The 24478-nt window shown below is 38.2% G+C and carries 23 protein-coding genes; 17 read left to right on the forward strand and 6 right to left on the reverse strand.

Annotated features, from left to right (window positions below):
* Positions 1 to 105 precede the first annotated feature (105 nt).
* From NPA36_RS07340 to NPA36_RS07350, 3 genes are all read left to right on the forward strand, one after another.
* On the forward strand, positions 106 to 1710 hold the full coding sequence (locus NPA36_RS07340; RefSeq protein ID WP_256945475.1) for a PTS transporter subunit EIIC: 1605 nt from the start codon (positions 106 to 108) through the stop codon (positions 1708 to 1710).
* 1 nt (position 1711) lies between these two features.
* Positions 1712 to 3043: a 6-phospho-alpha-glucosidase gene (locus NPA36_RS07345; protein ID WP_256945476.1), complete on the forward strand. Its 1332-nt coding sequence runs from the start codon at positions 1712 to 1714 to the stop codon at positions 3041 to 3043.
* A 575-nt stretch (positions 3044 to 3618) separates the two neighbouring features.
* The gene (locus NPA36_RS07350; RefSeq protein WP_256945477.1) at positions 3619 to 5007 is read left to right on the forward strand and encodes a gluconokinase; all 1389 of its coding nucleotides are present in this window, start codon (positions 3619 to 3621) and stop codon (positions 5005 to 5007) included.
* A 198-nt stretch (positions 5008 to 5205) separates the two neighbouring features.
* Here NPA36_RS07350 and NPA36_RS07355 read toward each other — a convergent pair whose 3' ends face one another.
* Entirely contained in the window at positions 5206 to 5922 is a 717-nt protein-coding gene (locus NPA36_RS07355; RefSeq protein ID WP_256945478.1) for a MurR/RpiR family transcriptional regulator, read from the reverse strand.
* Positions 5922 to 6431, reverse strand: coding sequence for a glutathione peroxidase (locus tag NPA36_RS07360; protein WP_256945479.1), 510 nt, complete (start codon positions 6429 to 6431; stop codon positions 5922 to 5924). The genes NPA36_RS07355 and NPA36_RS07360 overlap by 1 nt, the downstream gene beginning before the upstream one ends.
* Positions 6432 to 6576: 145 nt before the next feature.
* Between NPA36_RS07360 and NPA36_RS07365 the strand changes: the two genes are divergently transcribed.
* The 3 genes from NPA36_RS07365 (at position 6577) to NPA36_RS07375 (ending at position 9092) form a co-directional block, all read left to right on the forward strand.
* Entirely contained in the window at positions 6577 to 7866 is a 1290-nt protein-coding gene (locus tag NPA36_RS07365) for a DUF2974 domain-containing protein (RefSeq protein ID WP_256945480.1), read from the forward strand.
* A gap of 27 nt (positions 7867 to 7893) precedes the next feature.
* Positions 7894 to 8595, forward strand: coding sequence for a hydroxyacylglutathione hydrolase (gene gloB, locus NPA36_RS07370; protein WP_256945481.1), 702 nt, complete (start codon positions 7894 to 7896; stop codon positions 8593 to 8595).
* Between the two features lie 65 nt (positions 8596 to 8660).
* Complete coding sequence (locus tag NPA36_RS07375; RefSeq protein ID WP_256945482.1) at positions 8661 to 9092, forward strand: pyridoxamine 5'-phosphate oxidase family protein; 432 nt, start codon at positions 8661 to 8663, stop codon at positions 9090 to 9092.
* A 235-nt stretch (positions 9093 to 9327) separates the two neighbouring features.
* Here the strand turns inward: NPA36_RS07375 and citG are convergent, their stop codons facing one another.
* The 4 genes from citG to NPA36_RS07395 form a co-directional block, all read right to left on the reverse strand.
* The gene (gene citG, locus NPA36_RS07380) at positions 9328 to 10242 is read right to left on the reverse strand and encodes a triphosphoribosyl-dephospho-CoA synthase CitG (protein WP_256945483.1); all 915 of its coding nucleotides are present in this window, start codon (positions 10240 to 10242) and stop codon (positions 9328 to 9330) included.
* Complete coding sequence (locus tag NPA36_RS07385) at positions 10235 to 10933, reverse strand: GntR family transcriptional regulator (RefSeq protein WP_256945484.1); 699 nt, start codon at positions 10931 to 10933, stop codon at positions 10235 to 10237. The genes citG and NPA36_RS07385 overlap by 8 nt, the downstream gene beginning before the upstream one ends.
* 395 nt (positions 10934 to 11328) lie before the next feature.
* Positions 11329 to 12966, reverse strand: a complete 1638-nt coding sequence (locus NPA36_RS07390) for a phosphoenolpyruvate carboxykinase (ATP) (protein ID WP_256945485.1) — start codon at positions 12964 to 12966, stop codon at positions 11329 to 11331.
* A 245-nt stretch (positions 12967 to 13211) separates the two neighbouring features.
* The gene (locus NPA36_RS07395; RefSeq protein ID WP_256945486.1) at positions 13212 to 14558 is read right to left on the reverse strand and encodes a CitMHS family transporter; all 1347 of its coding nucleotides are present in this window, start codon (positions 14556 to 14558) and stop codon (positions 13212 to 13214) included.
* 375 nt (positions 14559 to 14933) lie between these two features.
* Between NPA36_RS07395 and NPA36_RS07400 the strand changes: the two genes are divergently transcribed.
* From NPA36_RS07400 to NPA36_RS07450, 11 genes are all read left to right on the forward strand, one after another.
* On the forward strand, positions 14934 to 15269 hold the full coding sequence (locus NPA36_RS07400; protein WP_256945487.1) for a hypothetical protein: 336 nt from the start codon (positions 14934 to 14936) through the stop codon (positions 15267 to 15269).
* 12 nt (positions 15270 to 15281) lie between these two features.
* The gene (locus NPA36_RS07405; protein ID WP_256945488.1) at positions 15282 to 15677 is read left to right on the forward strand and encodes an acetyl-CoA carboxylase biotin carboxyl carrier protein subunit; all 396 of its coding nucleotides are present in this window, start codon (positions 15282 to 15284) and stop codon (positions 15675 to 15677) included.
* Between the two features lie 31 nt (positions 15678 to 15708).
* Positions 15709 to 16830, forward strand: coding sequence for a sodium ion-translocating decarboxylase subunit beta (locus NPA36_RS07410; RefSeq protein WP_256945489.1), 1122 nt, complete (start codon positions 15709 to 15711; stop codon positions 16828 to 16830).
* A 54-nt stretch (positions 16831 to 16884) separates the two neighbouring features.
* The gene (locus NPA36_RS07415; RefSeq protein ID WP_256945490.1) at positions 16885 to 17025 is read left to right on the forward strand and encodes an OadG-related small transporter subunit; all 141 of its coding nucleotides are present in this window, start codon (positions 16885 to 16887) and stop codon (positions 17023 to 17025) included.
* Between the two features lie 93 nt (positions 17026 to 17118).
* A complete protein-coding gene (gene citD, locus NPA36_RS07420) occupies positions 17119 to 17427 on the forward strand; it encodes a citrate lyase acyl carrier protein (protein ID WP_256945491.1) in 309 nt (102 codons plus the stop codon).
* Positions 17415 to 18302: a citrate (pro-3S)-lyase subunit beta gene (citE, locus tag NPA36_RS07425; RefSeq protein WP_256945492.1), complete on the forward strand. Its 888-nt coding sequence runs from the start codon at positions 17415 to 17417 to the stop codon at positions 18300 to 18302. The genes citD and citE overlap by 13 nt, the downstream gene beginning before the upstream one ends.
* 2 nt (positions 18303 to 18304) lie before the next feature.
* Positions 18305 to 19840 carry a citrate lyase subunit alpha gene (gene citF / locus NPA36_RS07430; protein ID WP_256945493.1) on the forward strand — a complete coding sequence of 512 codons (1536 nt, stop codon included), beginning with the start codon at positions 18305 to 18307 and terminating at the stop codon, positions 19838 to 19840.
* Positions 19830 to 20378, forward strand: coding sequence for a citrate lyase holo-[acyl-carrier protein] synthase (citX, locus tag NPA36_RS07435; RefSeq protein ID WP_256945494.1), 549 nt, complete (start codon positions 19830 to 19832; stop codon positions 20376 to 20378). The genes citF and citX overlap by 11 nt, the downstream gene beginning before the upstream one ends.
* A gap of 16 nt (positions 20379 to 20394) precedes the next feature.
* Positions 20395 to 21789, forward strand: a complete 1395-nt coding sequence (locus NPA36_RS07440; RefSeq protein ID WP_256945495.1) for an oxaloacetate decarboxylase subunit alpha — start codon at positions 20395 to 20397, stop codon at positions 21787 to 21789.
* Positions 21790 to 22142: 353 nt separating this feature from the next.
* On the forward strand, positions 22143 to 24197 hold the full coding sequence (locus NPA36_RS07445) for a BglG family transcription antiterminator (RefSeq protein WP_256945496.1): 2055 nt from the start codon (positions 22143 to 22145) through the stop codon (positions 24195 to 24197).
* Positions 24194 to 24475 carry a PTS sugar transporter subunit IIB gene (locus NPA36_RS07450; protein ID WP_256945497.1) on the forward strand — a complete coding sequence of 94 codons (282 nt, stop codon included), beginning with the start codon at positions 24194 to 24196 and terminating at the stop codon, positions 24473 to 24475. Before NPA36_RS07445 ends, NPA36_RS07450 begins: the two co-directional genes overlap by 4 nt.
* Positions 24476 to 24478: the final 3 nt, after the last annotated feature.

Genomic DNA, 24478 nt, shown 5'->3' on the forward strand with positions numbered 1-24478 from the left:
CCTGTTCCACAAGATGAAATAGAATTCATTGTTACCGTTTTCTATTTCAAATAGTGGCATTCAGTTTTATACTAGCTTTATCAATTAAAAAAAGGAGTTACATGTATGAAAGCAAAATTAATGGATATGATGCAAAAGTTTTCTAAAGCAATGTTCGTTCCGGTTTTAATCTTACCAATTGCTGGGCTCTTAATTGCTATCGGAAATATTTTTACCAATCCAAGGCTGATTGCCCAATTTCCATTTTTAGATAATCCATTCACCATGGGGTTTGGGAGTATTTTATCAGCAGCATTATTACCGATACTTACTAACTTAGGGGTTATCTTCTGTGTGGGGATTGCTTTAGGTTTGGCGAGAAAAAAGAAGGCTGAAGCGGCTTTTACGGCATTATTAGGCTATTTGGTATTTTTATTTGCTATGAACAAGTTTTTGGATATTCAAGGGATGCTTGTGGCTAGTGATAGTTTAAGAGGCTCTGGACAAACCATGGTGATGGGGGTTCAGGTTCTGGATATGGGTGTCTTTCTTGGAATTATTCTTGGAGTCATTGTAGCTCTCGTGCATAATCGGTTTATTGACACCAATTTTAACAATGCTTTCCAAATTTATGGTGGAGCTCGTTTTGTTTTTATTGTCTTAATTCCAATCTTAGTCGCATCAGCTATTCTATCTTCCATGGTTTGGCCAATTGTGCAACATGGGATTGATGCTTTAGGCTTGGTAATTCAACAATCAGGAAACTTTGGGGTTTTCCTTTATGGGTTCTTAGAAAGACTATTGATTCCAACTGGGTTGCATCACTTAGTCTATACGCCTTTCCTATACACGTCTCTTGGCGGTGTAGCTGAAGTTGGTGGGCAAGTATTTGAAGGTGCGAGAAATATTTATTTTGCAGAAATTGCTGACCCTGCTGTAAACATTCTATCGAACAGCGTTATCTGGGATGCGCGTGGAATTTCTAAAATGTTTGGCTTAATCGGTGCTTGTTTGGCTATGTACCAAACGGCTAGACCAGAGAATAAGATGAAAGTTAAAGCTATTCTAATTCCAGCAGTTTTCACATCATTTATCGCTGGTGTAACGGAACCGATTGAGTTTTCGTTTATGTTTGTAGCGCCTTTGCTATTTTTACTTCATGCAACCTTGAGCGGATTAAGCATGGTGGCCTTGAATGTTTTAGGTTCTAGAGCAATAGGTCCAAATGGTTTTATCGACTTTCTATTGTACAATCTACCATTAGGAGTTGAAAAAACAAGATGGCCAGTCTATATTGGAGTAGGGATTGTCTTCTTCTTTATCTATTACTTCATCTTTAAGTTCATCATCACTCATTTCAACCTTCAAACTATCGGGCGAGAGGTAGATAGTGACAAAGAAACAAAACTCTATTCTAAAAAAGAATACGAACAGATGAAAGCCGCTGGATCCCCAGAACAAGGCAGTAAGGATACTAAGCTTGGGGAAACTATTGTCAAAGGCTTAGGTGGAGCGGATAATATTTTAACTATTGATAATTGTTATACACGGTTACGTCTGAAAATTAAACAACCGGATTTGATATTGGAAGACGTGCTTAAGAATGAAACAGGTGCAAAAGCTATTATTCAAAATGGTGAAAATGTACATGTCGTATACGGCTTAGAAGTCGGTCAAGTAAGAGAAAATCTTGAGAACTACTTAGGCCGAAATTCAGAAAGTGAGGAGTAATATGCAAACTTTTAATGTAGTCATTGCGGGAGGAGGTAGCACGTTTACACCTGGTATTGTGATGATGCTGCTAGACAACTTGGATCGTTTTCCAATAAAAAATTTGAAGCTATATGATAATGACCCTGAAAGACAAGGGGTTCTTGGACAAGCATTGGAAATTCTTTTAAAAGAACAAGCACCTCAAATAAACTTTTTGTATACTAGTGACCCAAAAGAAGCTTTTACGGATGTTGATTTTTGTATGGCTCATATTCGCCAAGGCAAATATGCTATGCGTGAGATGGACGAAAAAGTTCCACTTCGTCATGGAGTTTTTGGTCAAGAAACCTGTGGCCCTGGAGGTATGGCTTATGGCATGCGTAGTATTACTGGTATGTTGGAAATTATTGATTATATGGAGATGTACTCTCCAGAGTGTTGGATGCTTAACTACTCCAATCCAGCAGCCATTGTTGCGGAAGCTTGTCGTGTCTTACGACCTAAGTCACGTGTGTTAAATATCTGTGATATGCCAGTAGGAACTTTACGTAGAATGTCACAAATTATCGGCAAGTCACCTCAAGACTTGGAAGTTCGCTATTTTGGTCTAAACCATTTTGGTTGGTGGACTAGTGTCAAGGATAAGGAAGGGAACGAATACCTTGATACCATTCGTGATTATGTAGCAGAGAACGGTTATTTGACGCAGGTTGAAGTGGATACGCAGCACACTGATCCTTCATGGCAAGCGACACACCGTAAAGCTAAGGACTTGTTGGCAGTTGACCCACAATATTTGCCAAACACCTATTTAAAATACTATTTTTACCCGGATTATGTCTTCGACGAGATGAAAGATAGTCCAGACTACACTCGTGCTAATGAAGTCATGGATGGTAGAGAAAAGTATGTCTTTGATCAAGCAAGAAGTATTATTCAAGCAGGGTCTGCGAAGGAATCCGCCTTTGAAATCGATGCCCATGCTAGTTTTATTGTTGATTTGGCTAGAGCTATTGCCTTTAATACACATGAACGCATGGTGATGATTGTTGAAAATAATGGTGCAATTGCTAATTTCCCAGATGATGCTATGGTTGAAGTGCCCTGTATTGTAGGGACGGATGGACCAGAGCCTTTAACGCAAGGAAAAATCCCTGCCTTTCAACAAGCGTTGATGTTCCAACAAGTGACGGTTGAAAAATTAGTTGTCCAAGCTTATGTTGAAGGTAGCTACCAAAAAATGTGGCAAGCCTTAACCTTATCTAAAACAGTGCCTAGTGCACAAGTTGCCAAAGAATTATTGGATGACTTGATTGAAGTCAATGGCGATTTTTGGCCAGACCTAAGTTAAAGTAGGCTAAAAAGTCTGTAATAAAATTCATTCTAAAGCATAAAATAGTTCTGCAGAAATCTATAAAAAATGGGAACGGTGGCGGAGCTGGGCAAAAAGTCCATGCTATTATTTAAACAAAAGAGTTTTGCAAAAAAGGTTATCAGAAATAACGGTGTAAAGCATAGCTGGCGTACAGTGAATGTTTGGCGCTTTCGCCGATTATATCCACGTAGACAGCTAAGCCAGTGAGACCTTGGCTCACGGCGGTGCCACCGTTCTCATTTCTGATAACCTTTTTTGCAAAACTCTTTTGTTCTTTAAAAAATAGATATCAGTCATTATGGACTTTTTGTCCAGCCCCGCTACCATTTTGATTCCTGACAAACATTAGCAAGGAACTTTTTTGTTTAGATGATCAATTCAAATTATCCTAGCTCTTATAGGAGTGGAGATAGGTTTAGTTTTGTGGATAAGTCTTTTTAGTGAAAAACGATAAAAATATGTCTTAAAGGTCAAATATGGTTTTAATAATGATAGAATTAGATATACGATTTAATAAAATTCCATGACGTTGTCAGGTGGAGAGGTGCCGAATGAACCATTTATTTTTAGGAATTGATATAGGAACAACAGCCATAAAGTTGGGGGTTATTGCTGACAATCAAATCATTTACCAAAATCAGATACGTTTAACTACTTACCATGAAGAGAACCGTCACTACCAGCTACCACAAGAGATTTTGGATAAACTAACGGATTTATTACTGGATATTCCAAAAGAGATGAAGCCTCAGCTGAAGAAAATGGGGATTTCTTGTGCTATGCACAGTCTTATACTACGCCATGAGCAATTGGAGCCTTTAATTTATTTATGGTCAGACCAACAAGCTGCAAAGGTAATTCAAGAGTTTAAAACTAAGGAGTTGGCTGAAACATTTTATCTTGAGACAGGAACACCTATTCATAGCATGTCACCATTTGCAAAAATTGCTTATTTTAAAGAGAGTTTGAAGAAGGAGGTCTATCAAGGTGTTACTTGGTCTGGCATAAAAGAGCTGGTTATGGAATTTTTAACGGGTCAAGCGGTACTTGATTACGCAACAGCTTCGGCGACAGGTTTATTTTCTAGTGCAAGCTTAGACTGGTCTGCCCAAGTTTTAGAGTATCTGGAGCTTGATCCTAGTCATTTGTCAAAGTTGGTGGATTCTAAGCAAGGTTTTCTGATTAGTGAGGATCGAGCTAGAGACATAGGCTTGCCACTAGATTTATTGGTTTATGCAGGAGCTAGTGATGGCTGCTTGGCGGCATATGCTAGTTATTATCTTACCGGAAATGCTAGTAGTTTAACGATTGGCACCAGTGCTGCCGTTAGAAAAGTTGTGACAGAGCCTCGTTATGATTGGGGTGGACAAAATTTTTCTTACTATTTGACAGAAAACTGCTATGTGATTGGAGCGCCCTCCAATAATGGCGGCATTGCCTTGGATTGGTTAGCCGGAATCCTGTATGATAGCCGACAACAATTATATGACATTCTTCCTACTGTTTTAGCAGAAACGCCAATTGGCAGTCATGGACTTGTCTTTAAACCATTTTTAAATGGAGAAAGGGCACCTTATTGGCAACAGAATCTTAGTGCTAGTTTTCAACAGTTGACCATCAAGACGAGTAGACAGGATATCATTAAAAGTGTGGTTGAAGGGATGCTCTTAAATATTAAGCAGTTGGTTGACCTATTAGGTATTAAAGAGACAGTCTCGATGAGTGGAGGGTTCTTTCAAATTCCGGGAATGAGCCAACTTCTAGCCAATGTCATTGATTGTCCCTGTTATTTGTCTGAACAAAATGAGCCGATTTTTGGACTTTACTATTTACTAGAGGCACCAAATTTACAACAAATAACTCCTCATCAGGAAAAGATTGAGCCACAACCTAGGGAAGCTGAAGCTTATCAAGAGTTGTCGGAAAAATACTTTTCCTAACGGTTTGAGTCCCCAGAGTATCTATCGGAAATTCTTTTGTGATTTAGAAATAGAAGTTACACTTTACGGCATTTTTACCTATGCTCTGTTTCTGAACGATAAGTTTAACACTTACAAAACAATAAACACTGTGTAATCCCTTGATAATAGAGAGATGTCACAGTGTTCTTTTATTTTAGCGGAGTATAGATAATACCCTTAAGTTTTCGTCAGCTGATGAACCACCAGTTCTAGCAAAAGAATTAAGTTGGCGAAAAAGTGGTTTTGGTGACGATTTTGACTGTCAGTTGGAGAATCGTCTTGAAGTTGTAACGTAATGCTTGCTAATTTTGCGGCACTCGAATTGAGATTGCCAGTGAAGAGTACCGTTGGAATATTAAAAGTATTTACAAAACGCATTTTTTCGATAACTTTTTCAGTTTCCCCAGATTTGGAAATACAGATGAGCATGCTCATATTGTCGGTATTATTGGTGATGATGCCTGATGAGTCGGTCGCATTGACAAACAAAGACCTAACCCCGTTGACCAGTAATTTTTTATGCAGGTACTCTCCGATAATTCCAGAAAACCCATTGGCATAAATGGTGATGTATTGACGTGGGTCTTTGCTATATATTTGCTTTATTTGTTCAATGGCATCTTGATAAGCCCCTATATCAAGGTTGAAGGGTTTCTGATTAGTTAGGGCAAGTGTCCCGTGATGACTCTTTAAAAAGTAAAACAACTCTAAATAGCCTGAAAAATTTAATTTTTGCGCTAGTCGAACGAGGGTGGCGGGTGATGTATATTGAGATTGAGCGATTTGCCTTAGGGACATGCCTTCTAGTTGATCAACATGGCTTGCTAGGTAAAGTAGAAGGTCGCTTTCAGTAGTTGTTAAGGCTTTTCCTTTTGTTAAATATTCTAAATCCATCAAGAAGCTCCTTTATCATTAGCAGTACTTCTTTGATGTAAGGCCTTTGAAATGGCTGGTGCTATGTCTTTTGGCTCAACGGTCGGGCCAAAGCGTTCGATGACTTGGCCATTTCGACCTACTAAAAATTTAGTGAAATTCCATTTGATAGGACGTGCCAAAAAGTTGCCACTAGATTCTTTTAGAAACTGATAGAGGGGGTGGGTTTCAGAGCCATTAACTTTGATTTTCCCAAAAGTTGGGAAGGATACGCCATAAGTCAATTGACAAGATGTAGATGCTTCTTGGGCTGACAGAGGTTCTTGACCAGCAAATTGATTGCAAGGGAAACCTAAGACCACAAAACCTTCCTCCTTAAATGTTTGATAAAGCTCTTCTAATCCTTGGAATTGTGGCGCTAAACCACAGCCACTAGCTGTATTCACAATCAATAATACTTTATCCTTATAGGTAGATAAGGAGACTTCTTGGTTTGAAACATTTGGAACAGAATAGTTAAAGACATTCATGTGGGGTACCTCCTATTTAGTGTGTATGACTGATGTTTAAACATTCTTACTGGTGTATGTCACCCTTAGTATATCAAACTTTGGCAACAAACATGATATAATAAGTTTAATCAGTAGACAAAGACAAGGTGTGAGGAGAGAGCTTATGTCAAATACGATTCAGTATGTAAAGCAATATGCAAATGTGACATTTGACCAGATGCCACTAAACGCAATAGATATTTTAATTTTGACCGAGATTGGGTATCTAGAATTTGAAGATATCATATCTAACAGTTTGGACCAACGTCAGGGACGAACATTAAAAGAAGCGGCTGATCTGTATATGACCGTTAAGGATGAACGACTGAAAAATAACTGGGTATTAAATACCAAAAATAGAGTGACACTTCTCAGTGAAGCTGGTCAAGTTAAGCGGTATGAAAGTATTTATATGTATGGTTATGTTAATGAAATCGATTTAGAAATTCAAAAGCAATTTTCTGCCATAATGTATGGTGGACTTCCTGATGGGGTAATTCTGGCTTTTCGTGGCACGGATGATACGCTAATTGGTTGGAAGGAAGATTTTCAAATGACCTACCTGAAAAAGATTCCTTCACAAGAGTCAGCAAAAGAATACTTACAAAAGTTAGTTGATGTTGGTCAGGAACCATTTATTATTACTGGGCATTCCAAAGGTGGTAATTTGGCTGTCTATGCGGCTGCTACTGCCAAGCGACAAGTTCAAAAGCAACTTCAAGCTGTCTTTAGTTTTGATGGTCCAGGAACTAACAAAACTCTTGTTCAAAGCCGAGGCTATCAAGCAATCCGAGATAAAATCCATGCCTTCATTCCTCAAGACTCAGTTGTGGGAAAAATGTTAGAAAGCGATGTGGTTGCAACTGTCGTAAAAAGTAATGCTCTGGGCTTGATTCAACACAATAGTTTTACTTGGCAGATCAAGGATAATAAGTTTGTCGAATTGCCAGAGACGACTAAGAGTAGTGCAGAGATTGACAAGACCTTAACAACTTGGATGTATTCCTTAAGTGATGAAGAGTTAAAAGAATTTTTTGACATCTTCTTTGGATTATTGTTTCAAACTGGTGTTAAAACCTTAGGAGATGTATCTGCAGATATCTTTAAAACCCTCCAAGCCGTATTAAATGAAAGTCGCCAATTGGATGATAATAAACGTGAAATGATGATAAGAATTGCTCGATTATTATTTGATACTCGTTATGAAGTTTGGGCGGACAACTTTAAAAAGCAAGTAGAGAGCTTGGGGTTATCAAACTTTGAGTTACCTCAAGTTGATTTGGCAGCCATGAACCCTGTAGACAAACTATTGCCAAAGAAAACGGGAAATATCAAATTAAATCCAGAATTGTCCGAAGAAAGTGAACGATTGCGTTTAGAGTACCAAAAGAAAGGCAAAGAAATGAAAAATTAAGATTTAAGAAATAATGGAGGTGTACCCATGCAAGTGATTGGATTAAAGGCATTTAAGGATAATTATATTTGGGTGATACAAGAAGGAGAGCAACTTGCTATAGTTGACCCAGGGCAAGCAGAACCTGTTCTAGACTTTTTAAGGAATAATCAACTAAGCCCAAGCGTTATTTTGCTTACTCACGAGCATAATGACCATATTGGTGGTTTAGCACAAATGCTTGAGCATTACCCAAATTGTCAGGTGATTGGGCCTAGTGAAGTCAGCGGTTTGGTAGATAAGGTTGTGAAAGATGGCGATAGTTTTGACTTGTTTGGCTATCAAGTTGAGGTCTTCAAAACAGCAGGGCATACGAAAGAACATATCTCTTACTTGGTAGATGATAAACTATTTTGTGGAGACGCCTTATTTTCTGCTGGCTGTGGTCGTGTATTTACTGGAGATTTTCAAGCACAATTTGAGGCTTTGCAAGTCTTTAACAGCCTTGGTGATCAGATTTTGGTTTATGCAGGGCATGAATATACGTTAACCAACCTTGCGTTTGCTATGGAGATAGAGCCAGATAATCGGGAGATTGCTGACGTCTATAAAAGAGTGAACCAGCAAAGAGAAGATGGACTAGCTAGCTTACCATCAACAATTGGGCTAGAAAAAAAGATTAACCTTTTTATGAGGGCTAAGTCAGTTGAAGAGTTTACTAAATTGCGTAAGAAACGAGACCAATTTTAGGTAATTATACTGCTTCGTAAAGCTGTTGTGATATAATGAACGTAAACAAGATGGGAGTGGTGATGATGGAAACCAATGACATTTTACAAATATTAGAAGAGATGGGGGTTGCGGTCTTCGCAACGGTTGATGCTGAAGGAAAACCACATGCGAGACATGCACATGTAGGGGTTGCAAACGATAAGGGTATCTTTTTCATGACTAGCCCTAAAACAAAATTTTACGCACAGATGATGGGAAATCCAAATATTGCTATTACGATGATGACCCAAGAAGGCTATTTGATTCAAGTTATCCGTATTGAGGGCAAGGTACGTAAAATTGGACGTGAACGCTTGGAAGAAGTTTTGGTAGGTAACGAATACGTTCAACATGTCTACCCAAACGAAAGTGATATTCAAGAAGTACAAGTCTTCCAACTATATGAAGGAGATGGTTTCTACCACAGTATGACTCAAGGACACAAGTATACCTTTAAGATTCAAGCGGATGATTAAAGGTTGGGTAAAAACAATGAATCAGATATAAGGGTATAGTTTGCTGTTAAGATTATAGGCAAAAAGTTTGTAATAAACTAAAAGCATTCTAAATCATAAAATAGTTCCCCAGAAATCTCTCGAAAACTCTATTATTTTATTATTAGAAGAACTTTTAGTCTACTCATACTCTACAGATAAGGTATTAAAAAAGTCTAGCTACTTCGACGTTATGAAGTAGCTAGACTTTTTGTGATTAGGCTTCTAGTTGAAGGTAACAATTTTCTAATAGGATAAAGAATATTCCTAGCGACAGTAGGTCAGCTGCGCCTCCAGGGCTTAAATGCCGTTGGATTAATAGTTGGTCATAAGTAGTTAAATAATTCAGTAAATCTTGGTCTGATAGGAGCTGCTCATGAATTTCACCAGTCTCTTTTTTTATCGTTTGCCAAGCCTCAATACCACCTCGATGAATGATATTGCCATCTTCTACCTGACTCATTAACAACAAGAGAGCCCGCAATAGAACCAGTTGATTACGCTCATGGCCTAAAGGTAGGTCGCTCCATAAGTTTTCTCTTAGATAAGGAAGCAAAAGGTCAGTTAGATTAGGGTAGCCTTGACCGGCTTCACCACGGATACCAGTAATACCATGCGTCAGATAAAGTTTTTCACCATACGAGAGTTCCTTCTTATGGCTCAAACTAGCAAAATCCTGCTCTATCAAACTCACAGTCATTTCGCCAGCCAAAGCACAGATAGCGGCACTATCTACTTCAGAAAAGGCCAGTTTTTTCTTATCCTGCAAGTAGTAACCACAAGCCCCTAGTAAAACAGCAAATGAAAAATTAGCACCTTTATGGGTGTTGATACCATCCGTCGCCTCCAGCATGGCAATTTCTGCTTTCTTACCTTCTTGCCTTAGATGAGCAAACAATTCATCTAAACCTTCTTTTTCCTTATAGCCATAGGATAGATAGGCTTCAAAAAAAGGAGAAAGGGCCACAGCACTGTCAATAAAGGTAAAAAAAGTCATATCTTTATGGGCGCCATTTGTTAAGCGATCAACCAAGCCTGGTTTGGGGCTGAGGGCTGCTTCATAAAAAAGAGCACTAGTTGCTAAAGGGGCAATTTGCTTAAGTGAATGAATTTGTTTTCTCTTATTAGTCAATCTGACGACGCTCCATTTCAGAAAGGATAAAGATCAAGGAGCGATCCAAGTGCTCATGTGTGATAAGCGTAATCTGCTCAATATTTTTGTTTTTCATACCACGGTAAATGAGCCGGTGTTCATCTAGAGCAATCTGACGTCTTTTGGACGAACGAATAGAAATATCTCTAAAATAGAGTAAGTAAGCTTGGAGTTGGGTTACAATGGCAGCTAATCTGACCATTTGGCTTTTTTGATAGATAAAGGCATTAAAATCAGTAAAATTTTGTAATACTTCGTCTATTCGGTCATGTCTGCTGTCTTCTTCTCCTCGCTGTAACAGCAAATCCATTTCGTGGAAGTCCTCATCGGTCATTTTTTCCATAGCTTGTATAGTAGCTAGGGTATCTAGAGATTTCCTGATTTCAAAAATCTCAACAGCATCTTTTCGGCTGATGCCTTTGACAACGACACCAATTCTTGGCAGATGGTCAACTAATTTTTCTTTTTCTAATTCTTTTAAAGCGAAGCGAATAGGCGTACGGCTGATATTTAAAACATCAGAAAATTCCTTTTCATTGATACGTTGTCCGGCTGGTATATCGCCTAAGACAATTGTTTTTTTGAACGCTTCATAGACAGATATTTTTAAAGGGACATTTTGTGAAATATCAAGATTCTTTTTTACGGCCTCAATAATAAGTGAACTCATATTGCCTCCCATAAGTACAATCATTTTAAAGTATCATATAGCAAAAGCTAAGAAAAATCCAATATTTTGTGAAAAATGTATTATCATTCGATTATGCTATTTTTATTTTTTTGGATTAGGACAGAACTATCTTATTAGGAATAGATTTTTTCAAGGATAGAAGAAACTCCAGCCTATCTGTCAAAAATCACGGTGTAAGGCATAGCTAGCGTACAGCCGTTACACGGCGTTTTTACCGGATTACGGATGACTAGAAGTCTGAGACCTTAGCTCAGATCAATGCTACCATTTGATTTTTGACAGATAGGCTGGAGACACGGGTAGATACATTACCTAATTTCTGTCATAAATTGTGAGAACAACCATATCTAGAGATTACTTTTACAAACTTTTTATTAATTTAAATGACTGATAACAGTCTTCAAGTTGTCAATCGCTTCAGTAGGTAATGGATGGCTCTCATGGTCTTGGTTAAATTTGACCAAATAATCCAGACGGGCTTGTAGGCGGTCACGAATTAGTCCTACATATTTTGCATCAAATTCCGGTACGTCATATCCATCAACTTCAAGGTAGTCAAACCCCTTAACCGGGCCAAATGGTTTAAACTCAGCAGTGCGGTCAACGACAGCTTCAATGGAAGATAGAGAAGCTGCAGGGGTAACTTTCTTACCTAGGTAGAAACCAGTATTGATAATATAACAGTCAACCCCAGACTCAAATAAGGTTTCGAATTTTTTATAGTCATCTACCAGTGGGTAAACACGGAATGGGTTGGCATAAGGCTCGATAACTAGAATATCGACTGGTCCAGCAGCATTTTCAGCATTGGTCCGTTTGGTCATTAAGGTACAGCCCATGGTAGAAGCAAGGACTGGATCGGTTACTTTGACTAGTGGTGGTAAAGCATCATCTTTCATAATCCAAAAAATGGATTGGATTGGGTGAGAGATTTTGTCAACGCGATTTGGTGTGGAGTAACGAGATTTGACGGTGCGTCCATTTCCGTTACGGATATCTTCAGTTACCAAAGTTCGTTTGCCTTCTTGATTGAGGGTTAAGCCACAGTTTTGAACGGTGACAAAGTAATCTTGTTCAGGATGTCCTGCAGGGTAGTCATTGGTTTTATCAAAATATGCTGGTTCTAAGGCAACAGAGGAGCCGTCTTGTGTAGAAATAACGAAGGCATCATCGTGAAGCACTTGAATATCATATTTTTGATTATGTTTGGCATGGGTTAGGGTTGATTTACCAGATCCGGAAAGACCGAAGAAGGATGCTACATAATTGTCGTCGGCTGTTTTGAAGCTCTTTAGTCCACCGTGACATGAAACATAATGATTTCTAGCAGCAATTCCCCAAGCTAAGGTCAAGGTACCTTTTTTAATTTCACCAAAGTAGTTCATTCCTAAAACGCAAGCGACATTATGTTCTGTATCAAAATAAGCTAGCCCATGCGGGTAATCGGGGTGACTCCAAGTTGGGTCAAAGAAGAGATAGATATCATTTTCATCATATTCTTTGGAATTTTTTAGACGTTCTGCATACTCTTCATTTAACATTTGGAAGTTCAGTAGCCAAGAGTATAAGTTGTTGATTTCGTGCTCTGGCATGGTAATGTGGGCTCTGACCATAAAGTCTTCATCCAAACCAACAACTGCAGTAGCTTTATAAAATGGGAAGAAAGAAGCTTGATAGATAGCTTCACGAATAATCGGCAGCAATTTGTCGTCTTCTGCTGGGTTTTCACCATAGATTCGTCTTGCTTTTGCTGTTCGTCCAACGATGGCTCCGTCATTGGTTAGGAGAACTTTTGCATCGTCTGGAAGACCTAATTCGCTTGCGTGAGCAACTGGTAGGTCAAGTGGAATAGTGTTGGCAGCCACCAATGCTTTTTCATAGGCGTCACGTAGACTAGTGATCTCAGTGACATTGTTGGTGTAAAAGGCAGTTTCAATAGTTGTCTTTAGTGGTGACAACTTTGGGTTGCTTTTACGAATACTATCAGTAGAAAAACGTTCAATTGTAGCCATAATCATCAACCTTTCTTTACTTGTTAATTTTTTATATAAGCTAATTATACACTATTTTTCTTAAAATGTAAGTGTTTTCTTTTTTTGCTTTATGAGTCTGGTTTCGGCAGGCTCTGTGGTGCTTTACATATAAACCTTTATTCATAATGGACATTTATCTAACCTACACTTGAAAAATAGCAAAGAAAAACCACCAAACGATAAGGCTTAGAACTATACACGTTTGGTGGTAGATATATTTTAGATTATTGAGGTAGGTAGAATGGTAAATGACCGAATAGGACAATGGTTACAACGAAGATAACAAAGATTCCTAAGGCATATTTAGCAGATTCTTTTTGCCACTCACCCATATCTAAACCAGTTAGACGAAGCAATAGGTAGATGAAGGCAACTAATGGGCTTAGTAAGTGGAATGCTTGACCCATTAGGGAAGCTAGAGCCATTTGCATGTTAGTGAATCCATAAGCTGAACCAGCTTCTGCAAGGACTGGTAAAACACCGAAGTAGAAGCCATCGTTAGAGATGAAGAATGTACCAGGTGCAGAGATGAAGGCAATGATTAGTCCCCAGAATCCAGCTAATTGTTTAGGAATTAAATCAACAAAGCTGTTAGCTAAAGCGACTGCCATACCAGAGTCTTGGAATAATCCCATGAATACTCCAGCAGCAAATACTAAGATAACGACTTGAACTGCATCTCCAGCATTTGCAGCAATACGAGCTGATTGGTCTTTTAGTTTAGGGTAGTTAACCATTAAGGCAATACAGGTACCCACTAAGAACAATAGTAGTGGTGGAACTGAGATAGCTTTAATGAATGAACCAGAAACTAACCAAGCAATTAGACCAATTGTAAGAACAGCGTTGAAGATAAAGTTTTGAGGGCGACGGATTTCTAAAGTTTCAGGATCGTCAATTTTTGTTAATTCTTCTAATTCTTGATCAGACAATTCAATAACGCCTAAACGTTTGCGTTCTTGTTTACCCATACGAACGGCAACGTAGAAGATAACATATAGAACAGAAAGTACCATACCTGGCATCAAGTAAGATAAGATATCGGCTTCAACGTTTAGAACGGACATGGCACGAGCTGTAGGTCCGCCCCATGGTAGCAAGTTCATGATAGTGTTTTGTAGGATAATCAATACCCCAAGGTTCATCATCCGCATGTTTAGTTTTTTATAAATTGGAATAAATGCAGAACAGCAGATTAAAGTGGTTGTTGTTCCATCACCATTAAGTGAAACAGCAGCTGCTACAACAGCTGTAGCGATTAAAACTTTTAAAGGATCGCCTTTTGCAAAGTAGATCATTCTTTTGGTAACTGGATCGAATAATCCGGCATCAAGCATAATAGAGAAGTAAAGAATGGCGAATAAAAGCATGATTCCTGTTTTAGAGGTCGTGGCCACCCCATTTAATACGAAATCACCAATGGTCCCTTCGTTGGCTACGCCAGCGATGACCGCGATCATTGCGAAGATTAAAGGAATAATAACTAAGGCAGTAAATGGTGACATTTTCTTTTTCATGATGACATACATAAAGACGATAATCATCCCGTATGCTAATACAGTTAGTAACATTTGTTTTCCTCCTAAGATTTAAAATTGTAAAAAGTATGATGACAGAAACCGTTATCTGAAACCGTTGCCACTGTCTTGCAAAAAAATAAAACCGAAAGCATTTTTCAAACCTAAACATGTTTAACGTTATGTACATAGAATAATAAAAAAGTTGTCATAATGAAAGAGGCTTTTCTAAAAAGAACATAGAAAAAACACTTTTAAACCAAAAACGATAAGAACTTCTATAAAAAACGCAAAAAAATCAGATTATGAGCAAAAAACAATAGAGACATTAAAAGAACACTGGAAGTGCAATATATCTCTATACCTTTCCTACTAGTTTTCGCTAAAATAGGAGTATAGGAATCAGAGATTAGAGAAAGGAGATAGAAAATGAGTTTCTTCAAAAGATTGTTTGGGAACAAAGAAAAAGAAGATAGTCGTCAACAGATTCAAGAACAAGCATTAGTCACAAAAGAAATAGACGAAGAAAATCAATGGCGAGCGATTCCAGCATTTATTGAAGCCAATCCAGAAGACCATTTATTAGTCAGCCAGATTGCAACAGCCATAGCGTCAGGAGATAATCCAAAGTCGACCTTTGTCATCAAGAGTATTAAACAGAAAAATCCTGAAGCTACACTAGTTTCTATAGTAGCTGCAAGTCTGGCAGGAGAACTTGCAAGCGATAGCCATTTTAAGGTCAAAAAAATATCCATTAAAAAATAGGAGGAAAAGAGAATGTTACGTAAGTTCAATATTAAGATTGATGGGAAAGAATATTTAGTAGAAATGGAAGAAATCGGTGGTGTGCCACAAGCACCAGCTCCAGTAGCACCGGCTCCAGTAGCAGCGCCAGCACCAGTTCAAGAAGCACCAGCGGCTCCGGCAGCACCAGCACCGGCTCCAAATGTACCTGCAGGAGCGGATGCAATGAAATCACCAATGCCAGGAACAATCTTAAAAATCTTGGTTAACGTTGGTGATACAGTGAAAGAAAACCAACCATTAATGATCTTAGAAGCTATGAAGATGGAAAATGAAGTTGTTGCTGGTCACTCAGGAACTGTTCAGGCGATTCACGTAACCCCAGGTACTGTTGTAAATGCTGGTGACGCCTTAATTACATTAGGCTAAAAAAACTATTACTGTAGAAGGAAGTGAGTATATGGAGACTCTGATTCAAGGGATTGTGTCGATTACCCCAGGACAAATTATCATGATGGTAGTCGGTTTTATATTAATGTATTTAGGAATAAAGAAAGAGTATGAACCAACCTTATTAGTACCGATGGGTTTAGGAACATTATTAGTAAACTTTCCAGGTACTGGAGTGTTAACGCAAGTGGTTAACGGCGTGGAACAGGAAGGTGTTTTCGATGTCTTATTCAATTTCGGTATTGGAACTGAGTTATTCCCACTACTAATCTTTATTGGGATTGGAGCAATGATTGACTTTGGTCCGCTATTGCAAAATCCTTTCATGTTACTCTTTGGTGCAGCAGCACAATTTGGTATCTTCTTTACCATCGTAGTAGCGGTTATCTTTGGATTCGATATTAAAGAAGCGGCTTCTATTGGTATCATTGGTGCAGCTGATGGCCCTACTTCAATCTTTGTTTCAAATCAACTAGCACCAAACTTGCTTGGACCGATTACGGTTGCTGCTTATTCTTATATGGCACTTGTGCCGATTATTCAACCAATTGCTATCAAAGCGGTAACGACTAAAGCGGAACGTAGAATCCGTATGACTTACAAAGCTGAAGATGTTTCAAAGCTAACTAAGATCTTATTCCCAATTATTATTACTATTGTAGCTGGTTTTATCGCACCAATTTCCTTACCTTTGGTTGGCTTCCTAATGTTTGGTAACCTCCTAAGAGAGTGTGGCGTTTTAGACCGTTTATCAAATACGGCACAAAATGAATTGGTTAATATTGTAAGTATTCTATTAGGGTTAACCATTTCTGTTAAAATGCAGGCTAGTCTATTCTTAAATACACAAACTCTAATGATTATCTTGTTTGGTTTAGTAGCTTTTGTCATGGATTCGGTGGGTGGAGTATTGTTTGCCAAATTATTAAATCTCTTCCGTAAAGAAAAGATTAACCCAATGATTGGAGCAGCAGGTATCTCAGCATTTCCTATGTCAAGCCGTGTTATTCAAAAAATGGCGACAGAAGAAGACCCTCAAAACTTCGTATTAATGTATGCAGTTGGTGCCAACGTGTCAGGACAAATTGCATCTGTTATCGCAGGTGGTTTATTGCTAGCATTCTTTAGCTAATTCAACATAAATAACATCCAATAGAAATCAAAATGAGAGAAAAGAGGTGGACATATGTCGTTTAATGTAGAACATTTTTGGACAGCAATGTATTTGATGGGGTTTGGAATGGGCGGTATTTTCCTAGTGTTATTCATTCTCTATCTAGCATCACAGGCTTTATTAAAAATTTTTCCAGCCCATAAAGGTAAGTAAAGAAAAGGGGAGCGTCACAAAACGACTCCCCATTCATCGATTGGAAAATGATACCGTTTTACAAAACAAAAATTTAGTTATGAGGTGAAAGAAGTGGAAATTTTGACAACAGCTGTTGCCGGAACTGTCGAATCAAGTGATATTATGGTAACTATTGAACCAAATCCTAATCACAATCTCGATATCACTCTTGAAAGTAGTGTAGAAAAACAGTTCGGCAACCAAATTCGTAAGGTAATTAAAGAAACAGTAGAAGCTCTTAAAGTAGATCAAGCCATTATTACTGCAGTCGATAAGGGAGCTCTTGATTGTACAGTTCAAGCTCGTACCATCGCAGCCGTTTATCGTGCAGCTGGCAAGAGTGAATTTGATTGGAAGGAGATTGACACATGGAACGCTTAAGAAGAACAATGATGTTTGTCCCTGGTGCTAATGCAGCTATGTTAAGAGATGCGACCATTTATGGTGCTGATTCAGTCATGTTTGATTTGGAAGATTCCGTTTCATTAAAGGAAAAGGATACAGCACGCTTACTAGTTCATTTTGCTTTGAAAACGTTTGATTACTCTAATGTAGAAACAGTTGTGCGTATCAATGGTTTAGATACTGTTGGGGCGCAAGATGCTGAAGCCGTAGTGATTGCTGGGGCAAATGTGATTCGTTTGCCTAAGACAGAAACAGCACAAGATATTGTGGACGTTGAGGCTGTAATTGCAGCAGTAGAAGAAAAATACGGTATCCCTCTAGGAACAACTAAGATGATGGCTGCGATTGAATCGGCTGAGGGTGTCTTAAATGCTAGAGAAATCGCCAAAGCTTCTGATCGTTTGATTGGGATTGCGCTAGGTGCCGAAGACTATGTTACCAACATGAAAACTAAACGCTACCCTGATGGACAAGAGTTATTCTTTGCTAGAAGTATGATTCTACATGCCGCTAGAGCCGCAGGAATTGCAGCCATTGATACAGTTTATTCTGACGTGAATAATGAAGAAGGCTTTAAAGCTGAAGTAGAACGTATCAAACAACTAGGCTTTGATGGCAAATCAGTCATCAACCCACGCCAAATCCCAATTGTTAACAGCATTTATGCTCCGACAGAAAAAGAAATTGAAAATGCTAAGCAAGTTATCTGGGCTATTCAAGAAGCAGAGGCTAAAAAATCAGGTGTTATTGCTTTAAACGGTAAGATGATTGACAAACCAATTGTAGAACGTGCCCAACGTGTGATTGCCCTAGCAAAAGCTGCTGGATTAGTATCTGAGGAGGAATTATAATCATGGTCTTAAATAAAGAAATGCGAGATATTCCTCAAGAGTACGCTGATCAATTTGGCGTTTACCAAGGAGAACTCGCAAACATTAAAAGTTATCAAGAATCAAGTCGTAAGATTAACCCAGTAAAACCTGGCGACAAAAAACTCTTAGGTAGTATTAGAGAAGCTATTGAAAAAACTGGTCTTAAAGACGGCATGACCATCTCATTCCACCACCATTTCCGTGAAGGAGATTATGTGATGAATATGGTTATGGCAGAAATTGCCGCTATGGGGATTAAGAATTTAAGTATTGCACCTAGTTCTATTGCCAATGTACACGAACCATTGATTGACCATATCAAAAATGGTGTTGTCACTAATATTACTTCAAGTGGTTTACGTGATAAAGTTGGGGCAGCTATTTCTAAAGGTATTATGGAAAACCCAGTTGTTATTCGCTCACACGGAGGCCGTGCCAGAGCTATTGCTAGTGGGGATGTACATATCGATGTGGCTTTCCTAGGCGCACCTAGTTCCGATGAGTACGGTAACGCAAATGGTACAGTCGGAAAAGCAACTTGTGGCTCATTGGGATATGCTATGATTGATGCCAAATACGCTGACCAAGTGGTTATCATTACGGACACCTTAGTCGATTACCCAAATACACCTATCAGCATCCCTCAAACAGACGTAGATTATGTTGTTGTGGTAGATGAGATTGGTAACCCATCCGGAATCGCAAGCGGAGCGACTCGTTTTACTAAAAACCCTAAAGAATTATTGATTGCTAAATATGCAGCTGAAATCATTACCAAATCTCCTTACTTCAAAGAAGGATTTTCTTTCCAAACAGGTACTGGTGGAGCTTCTTTAGCCGTATCAAGATTTGTCCGTGAAGAAATGATTAAACAAAATATCAAGGCTCGCTTTGCTTTAGGTGGTATCACCAATGCCATGGTTGAGTTGCTAGAAGAAGGTTTGGTTGAAAAACTAATTGATGTGCAAGACTTTGACCATCCATCAGCAATTTCATTAGGGAAAAACGCTAACCATTATGAAATTGATGCCAATATGTATGCATCTCCATTGAGTAAGGGTTCCTTCATAAACCAATTGGATACTGCTATCCTATCTGCACTAGAAATCGATACGGATTTCAATGTTAACGTTATGACAGGTTCTGATGGGGTTATCCGTGGAGCATCAGGTGGGCACTCAGACACAAGTTTTGCTTGTAAGATGAGTTTAATCGTTTGCCCATTGGTACGTGGTAGAATACCGACAGTTGTTGATAAAGTGAATACCGTTATCACCCCAGGAACTAGTATTGACGTTTTGGTGACTGAGGTAGGGGTTGCTATTAACCCTAATAGACCAGACTTAGTCGAACACTTCAAAAACCTAGATGTACCACAGTTTACGATTGAAGAGCTCAAAGAAAAAGCTTATGCCATTGTAGGTGACCCTCAACCAATTCAATACGGTGATAAAGTTGTTGCCCTAATTGAATATCGTGACGGTAGCTTGATTGATGTCGTGAGAAATGTTGATTAATCTATTTGATGGACCACAGGTAAACTTGATGGATATGTTGGCAGCTCGGGAAAGAAGACAAGAGCGTCAGTTAGAGCTCTTGTCTAAAGCCCCCGATAAGTCTTTGATTTCCATAGGGTTAAACATCCCTGGTCCCGTTAAAACTTCTAAAGGCCTAGAAAAAATCTTTAAACAAGTCTTAGTGTTACTTTTACAAGAGTTGGAAAAATCTGGTATTGACGTAATAGAAAGCCATATTCTTGATGAAGATACGGGTAACCAAGCCTTTCTAGTGGTTGAGTCCCCAGCTTTAGACCTGAAAAAAATCACTGTAAAAGTGGAACAAGCCAATCCCCTAGGTAGATTGGTTGATATGGATGTTCTTTATTTAGAAAAAGGACAACTCGAGCTAGTCTCAAGAAGTGACCTAGGTATGGAGCCAAGACAGTGCTACATCTGCCAAGATAATGCTAAAAACTGTGCTAGATCAAGAAAACATTCTATAGAAGAGATTAGAAACCATATAGAAACAATAGCCGGGCAAGACCTGTTGCTATAAAGAAAGGAGTAGCTATATGACCAAGAAAATCCGTTTCACGGAAACGGTCTTAAGAGATGGCCAACAAAGCCAAATAGCAACACGAATGAAAACTGAGGATATGCTACCTATCATCCAAACCGTGGATGAAGCAGGATTTTATGCCTTGGAAATGTGGGGAGGAGCAACCTTCGATTCTTGCGTGCGTTACTTGAACGAAGACCCATGGGAAAGACTACGTCAAATCCGTGCCCTCACAAAAAATACCAAGCTTCAAATGTTATTACGTGGTCAAAACCTACTAGGCTACAAAAACTACGCTGATGATGTTGTTCGATTGTTTATTGAAAAATCCGTTCAAAATGGGATTGACATTGTACGTGTATTTGATGCCTTAAACGATACAAGAAATCTTGCAACTTCCATTACAGCTACTAAAGAAGCCGGCGGACATTGCCAAACGGCTATCTCCTATACCACTAGCCCAATCCATACGGTTGATTACTTTGTTAAGTTATCAAAAGAAATGGCAAACTTTGGAGCAGATTCTATTTGTATAAAGGATATGGCAGGCGTATTAACACCAGCGACTGGCTATGAATTAGTGTCTAAAATTAAAGATGCTATTGACTTGCCATTAGAAGTTCATACCCATGCAACAAGTGGTATTTCAGAGATGACTTACCTAAGAGTGGCTCAAGCTGGAGCTGATATTATTGATACTGCTATCTCATCATTTTCAGGTGGTACTAGCCAACCTGCAACTGAATCTATCGCTATTGCTTTAGAAGAAATGGGATTTGACACCAACCTTAAGATGGATAAATTGACTGAGATTGCTGAATACTTTAACCCTATTCGTGACCGTTTTCGTAGCGAGGGGATCTTGAATCCAAAAGTTAAAGATACAGAGCCAAAAACATTAATCTTCCAAGTACCGGGTGGCATGTTGTCTAACTTATTGAGCCAATTAACTGAACAAGGCTTAGCAGACAAGTATGACCAAGTTTTGGCAGAAGTACCTAAAGTACGTGCCGATTTAGGTTACCCACCACTAGTAACACCGCTATCACAAATGGTAGGTACACAATCCTTGATGAATGTTATTTCAGGTGAACGCTACAAGATTGTGCCAAATGAGATTAAGGACTATGTCAGAGGCTTATATGGACACCCACCTGTAGCTATCGATGATCAAATCAAAGAAAAAATTATCGGACAAGATGAAGTTGTAACCGTTAGACCAGCTGATCTTATCGCACCACAACTACCAGCCTTACGAGAAGAAATCAAAAACTATGCAAAATCTGACGAAGATGTCTTAATGTATGCTGTTTTCCCTAAACAAGCCCAAGACTTCCTTGGCAGAAGAGAAGACCCATTCTATGATGTGCCAGTTCAAGAGGTTACTGTAACGATGGATATGGCTTAAAGGTGTAGAAAATTTCTTCATTATCCTTAGTTTAAATGAACCAAACCAACCTACTTAGAAAAGAGTTAAAACTCCTTTCTAAGTAGGTTGGCTTTTTTGATTGGTATATATTTAGATGTTTTTGCTTTCTATAAATAATAAAGTGGAATTTCAATCACGATTTTCCAGGAGACAAAGGCAAGGCCTAGTGTCCAACTAAACGAGCTTGGCATTCTATGCTAGAATAATTTAACGTTGATGAAGACGCTTTTAGACTTCGGTCCAGTCAAATTCAAATTTCAAAATTAGATTGTGCCCAACTCTTGTGGGTTTATAGATAGACTTATTATATATTATAAGTGGGGAGAGAGAAAATGATAAATTACAAAATGAGTTGTTTGATGGATATACCTGCTGATGAAATATCTATGTTTGAAGCTATTAAAACAAGTGGTATGAACTATGAAAACCTACTAGCAGAAGTTGAAAAAATAAACCAAATTGCGAATACATTTGAACTCCCATCTATTCTTATAAGAGGAGATACCTTCAAGATTCCTAAAGAGATTGAAAGGAGATGGTTGGATCTTGTTTTTGAAAAAAGAGAAGTCGAGTGCATCTATTCAGAGCAAGAGAGACAATGGATGATTTATCTTTTGGTATTCATGGGAAATGAAGAGTATTCAGTATTTCATTTTCAAGAGTTTTTTATGGTAAGTAAGAATACTATTTTAAGTGATTTGCGAAAGTTAAGAGAACAATTAAGTCAATCGGAGCTATCTCTAGACTATTCGAGAAAAAAAGGCTTTGTCCTAAGCGGAGTAGAATTAGTTATACGGTCAGTAGCCTATCAAACAGTTAGTAATCTAATTGGCTGTGAGCATGGTGAACGTCTCTTAACAAAAGGATTGTTCACCAAAAATAAAAGTTTCTATGCAACGGTTCGAAAACATTTTTCAAAAACGATTAGAGAGTTTGATTTGGTATTTGTTCCCATTCGATTTGAAGAGATGGCTTACTTTAATGCCTATCTTCTTGGTCGAAGTGAAGTTCATGAGATCTGCATTGCTGATAAGGATAGAAAATTATTACAACAGTTACTAGTCTACAAAGCCAGCAGTTGCTTTCTATCAAACTTTTCAACTATTAAAAATGTTGATATGGAATGTGACTATTTTACGATTATTTTTATGACGGTAATACAAGGAGAAACTGAGGATAAGTCACTAGAATTTCTATTGGAATGTGCCAGCGACATTATTCATGAAGTGGAAAGACTAGCAGCTATTGAATTTAGAAATTATAGAAAATTATTACTAGCTTTATTTTATCATCTTGTTCCAGCATATTTTCGTATTCGATTCCAGCTTTCTTTTAGTAATGTTTTAATTGATGAGATAAAAATGCAATACAGTGAAATCTTTGAAATTACTAAGTTAGCACTACTTCCCTTAAAAAGGCTTGTTGAGGTTAGCATTCCTGATGATGAGATTGGCTACTTTTCGATTTTATTTGGAGGAGAAATAAGAAATCAAAAGGAGCGAAAGCAAGAGGCACAATTAAAGGCAGCTATCTTATGTCCAAGTGGTATCAGCTCTTCATTAATCATGAAATCTGAATTACAAGAGTTATTTCCACAAATTGATTTTCGTGAAGCACATTCAGTAGAGAGTTTTACCTCGCAAGAATGGGAAACAGAATTTGATATGATCTTTTCTAGTGTTCCTATTGATACAAAGAAAAAACTATATGTCATAAACCCAATAATGACACAACTTGAAAAAAATGGATTAATGGCAACTGTTCAAAATGATTTTCTTTTCCCACGAACAAAGATCCCTTCCGTTAAGGAGATTATTGATCTCATTCTACCTTATGTTGACTTAAAGAAAGGTAACTCGAAGGAAAAATTATATAACATTGTAAAAAGAAAAATAAATACAGAAATGAAAAGAAGGGAAGATAATCGACCGATGCTATCAGAATTATTAACGCTTGATATGATTCAATTATCCGATGCAACCATGAGTTGGGAGGAGGCAATCGAGCTTGCTGCAAAACCAATGAAAGATACAGGAAAGATTGAAGATAGCTATATTGTAGCAATGATAAACAAGGTAAAGGACTACGGCCCATTTATTCATATTGGCAAAGGCGTTGCCTTACCACACGCACGACCTGAGGATGGCGTGAACCAATTGGGTATGTCCTTATTGAAAGTGGAAAAACCAGTTTTGTTACTGGACGATGAAAAACATGCTATTCAAGTATTTATCTGTTTAGCTGCCATTGATAATGAGGTTCATCTAAAGGCTTTGGCAAGTTTAACCAGAATTTTGTCAAATAAAGAAAAACTTGATGCTTTATTATCGGCTAGTTCAAAAGAAGAAATCTATAACATTATAAGAGATGGAGGAGAAGAGGAATGAAGTTTGCAGCAGTTTGTGGATCAGGATTAGGATCAAGTTTTATGGTAGAAATGAATATCAACACTATATTGAAGGAGTTGGGCGTAAGTGATGTAGAGGTTGCCCATTATGATTTAGGAAGTACGACTCCAGAATTAGCAGATGTTTTCTTTGTTGGAAGTGACCTTGCTGATAGTGCACAACATTTGGGTGAGGTGGTTGTTTTAGACAGTATTATTGATATGGAGGAATTAAAAGAAAAGGTTCAGGCAGTATGTCAACAAAAAGGTTTGCTTTAAAAA

This window comes from Granulicatella seriolae (assembly GCF_024543085.1).
In the GTDB taxonomy this organism is placed as follows: domain Bacteria; phylum Bacillota; class Bacilli; order Lactobacillales; family Aerococcaceae; genus Granulicatella; species Granulicatella seriolae.

What these genes read in the sequence shown, in the direction of transcription:
- NPA36_RS07405 (WP_256945488.1), top strand. Translation starts at nt 15,282, where the DNA reads ATGTTACGTAAGTTCAATATTAAGATTGATGGGAAAGAATATTTAGTA.
- NPA36_RS07350 (WP_256945477.1), top strand. Translation starts at nt 3,619, where the DNA reads ATGAACCATTTATTTTTAGGAATTGATATAGGAACAACAGCCATAAAG.
- citX (WP_256945494.1), top strand. Translation starts at nt 19,830, where the DNA reads ATGTTGATTAATCTATTTGATGGACCACAGGTAAACTTGATGGATATG.
- gloB (WP_256945481.1), top strand. Translation starts at nt 7,894, where the DNA reads ATGCAAGTGATTGGATTAAAGGCATTTAAGGATAATTATATTTGGGTG.
- citE (WP_256945492.1), top strand. Translation starts at nt 17,415, where the DNA reads ATGGAACGCTTAAGAAGAACAATGATGTTTGTCCCTGGTGCTAATGCA.
- NPA36_RS07415 (WP_256945490.1), top strand. Translation starts at nt 16,885, where the DNA reads ATGTCGTTTAATGTAGAACATTTTTGGACAGCAATGTATTTGATGGGG.
- NPA36_RS07365 (WP_256945480.1), top strand. Translation starts at nt 6,577, where the DNA reads ATGTCAAATACGATTCAGTATGTAAAGCAATATGCAAATGTGACATTT.
- NPA36_RS07385 (WP_256945484.1), bottom strand. Translation starts at nt 10,933, where the DNA reads ATGAGTTCACTTATTATTGAGGCCGTAAAAAAGAATCTTGATATTTCA.
- NPA36_RS07410 (WP_256945489.1), top strand. Translation starts at nt 15,709, where the DNA reads ATGGAGACTCTGATTCAAGGGATTGTGTCGATTACCCCAGGACAAATT.
- NPA36_RS07345 (WP_256945476.1), top strand. Translation starts at nt 1,712, where the DNA reads ATGCAAACTTTTAATGTAGTCATTGCGGGAGGAGGTAGCACGTTTACA.
- NPA36_RS07395 (WP_256945486.1), bottom strand. Translation starts at nt 14,558, where the DNA reads ATGTTACTAACTGTATTAGCATACGGGATGATTATCGTCTTTATGTAT.
- NPA36_RS07390 (WP_256945485.1), bottom strand. Translation starts at nt 12,966, where the DNA reads ATGGCTACAATTGAACGTTTTTCTACTGATAGTATTCGTAAAAGCAAC.
- NPA36_RS07445 (WP_256945496.1), top strand. Translation starts at nt 22,143, where the DNA reads ATGATAAATTACAAAATGAGTTGTTTGATGGATATACCTGCTGATGAA.
- NPA36_RS07375 (WP_256945482.1), top strand. Translation starts at nt 8,661, where the DNA reads ATGGAAACCAATGACATTTTACAAATATTAGAAGAGATGGGGGTTGCG.
- NPA36_RS07450 (WP_256945497.1), top strand. Translation starts at nt 24,194, where the DNA reads ATGAAGTTTGCAGCAGTTTGTGGATCAGGATTAGGATCAAGTTTTATG.
- NPA36_RS07400 (WP_256945487.1), top strand. Translation starts at nt 14,934, where the DNA reads ATGAGTTTCTTCAAAAGATTGTTTGGGAACAAAGAAAAAGAAGATAGT.
- citF (WP_256945493.1), top strand. Translation starts at nt 18,305, where the DNA reads ATGGTCTTAAATAAAGAAATGCGAGATATTCCTCAAGAGTACGCTGAT.
- NPA36_RS07355 (WP_256945478.1), bottom strand. Translation starts at nt 5,922, where the DNA reads ATGGATTTAGAATATTTAACAAAAGGAAAAGCCTTAACAACTACTGAA.
- NPA36_RS07340 (WP_256945475.1), top strand. Translation starts at nt 106, where the DNA reads ATGAAAGCAAAATTAATGGATATGATGCAAAAGTTTTCTAAAGCAATG.
- NPA36_RS07440 (WP_256945495.1), top strand. Translation starts at nt 20,395, where the DNA reads ATGACCAAGAAAATCCGTTTCACGGAAACGGTCTTAAGAGATGGCCAA.
- NPA36_RS07360 (WP_256945479.1), bottom strand. Translation starts at nt 6,431, where the DNA reads ATGAATGTCTTTAACTATTCTGTTCCAAATGTTTCAAACCAAGAAGTC.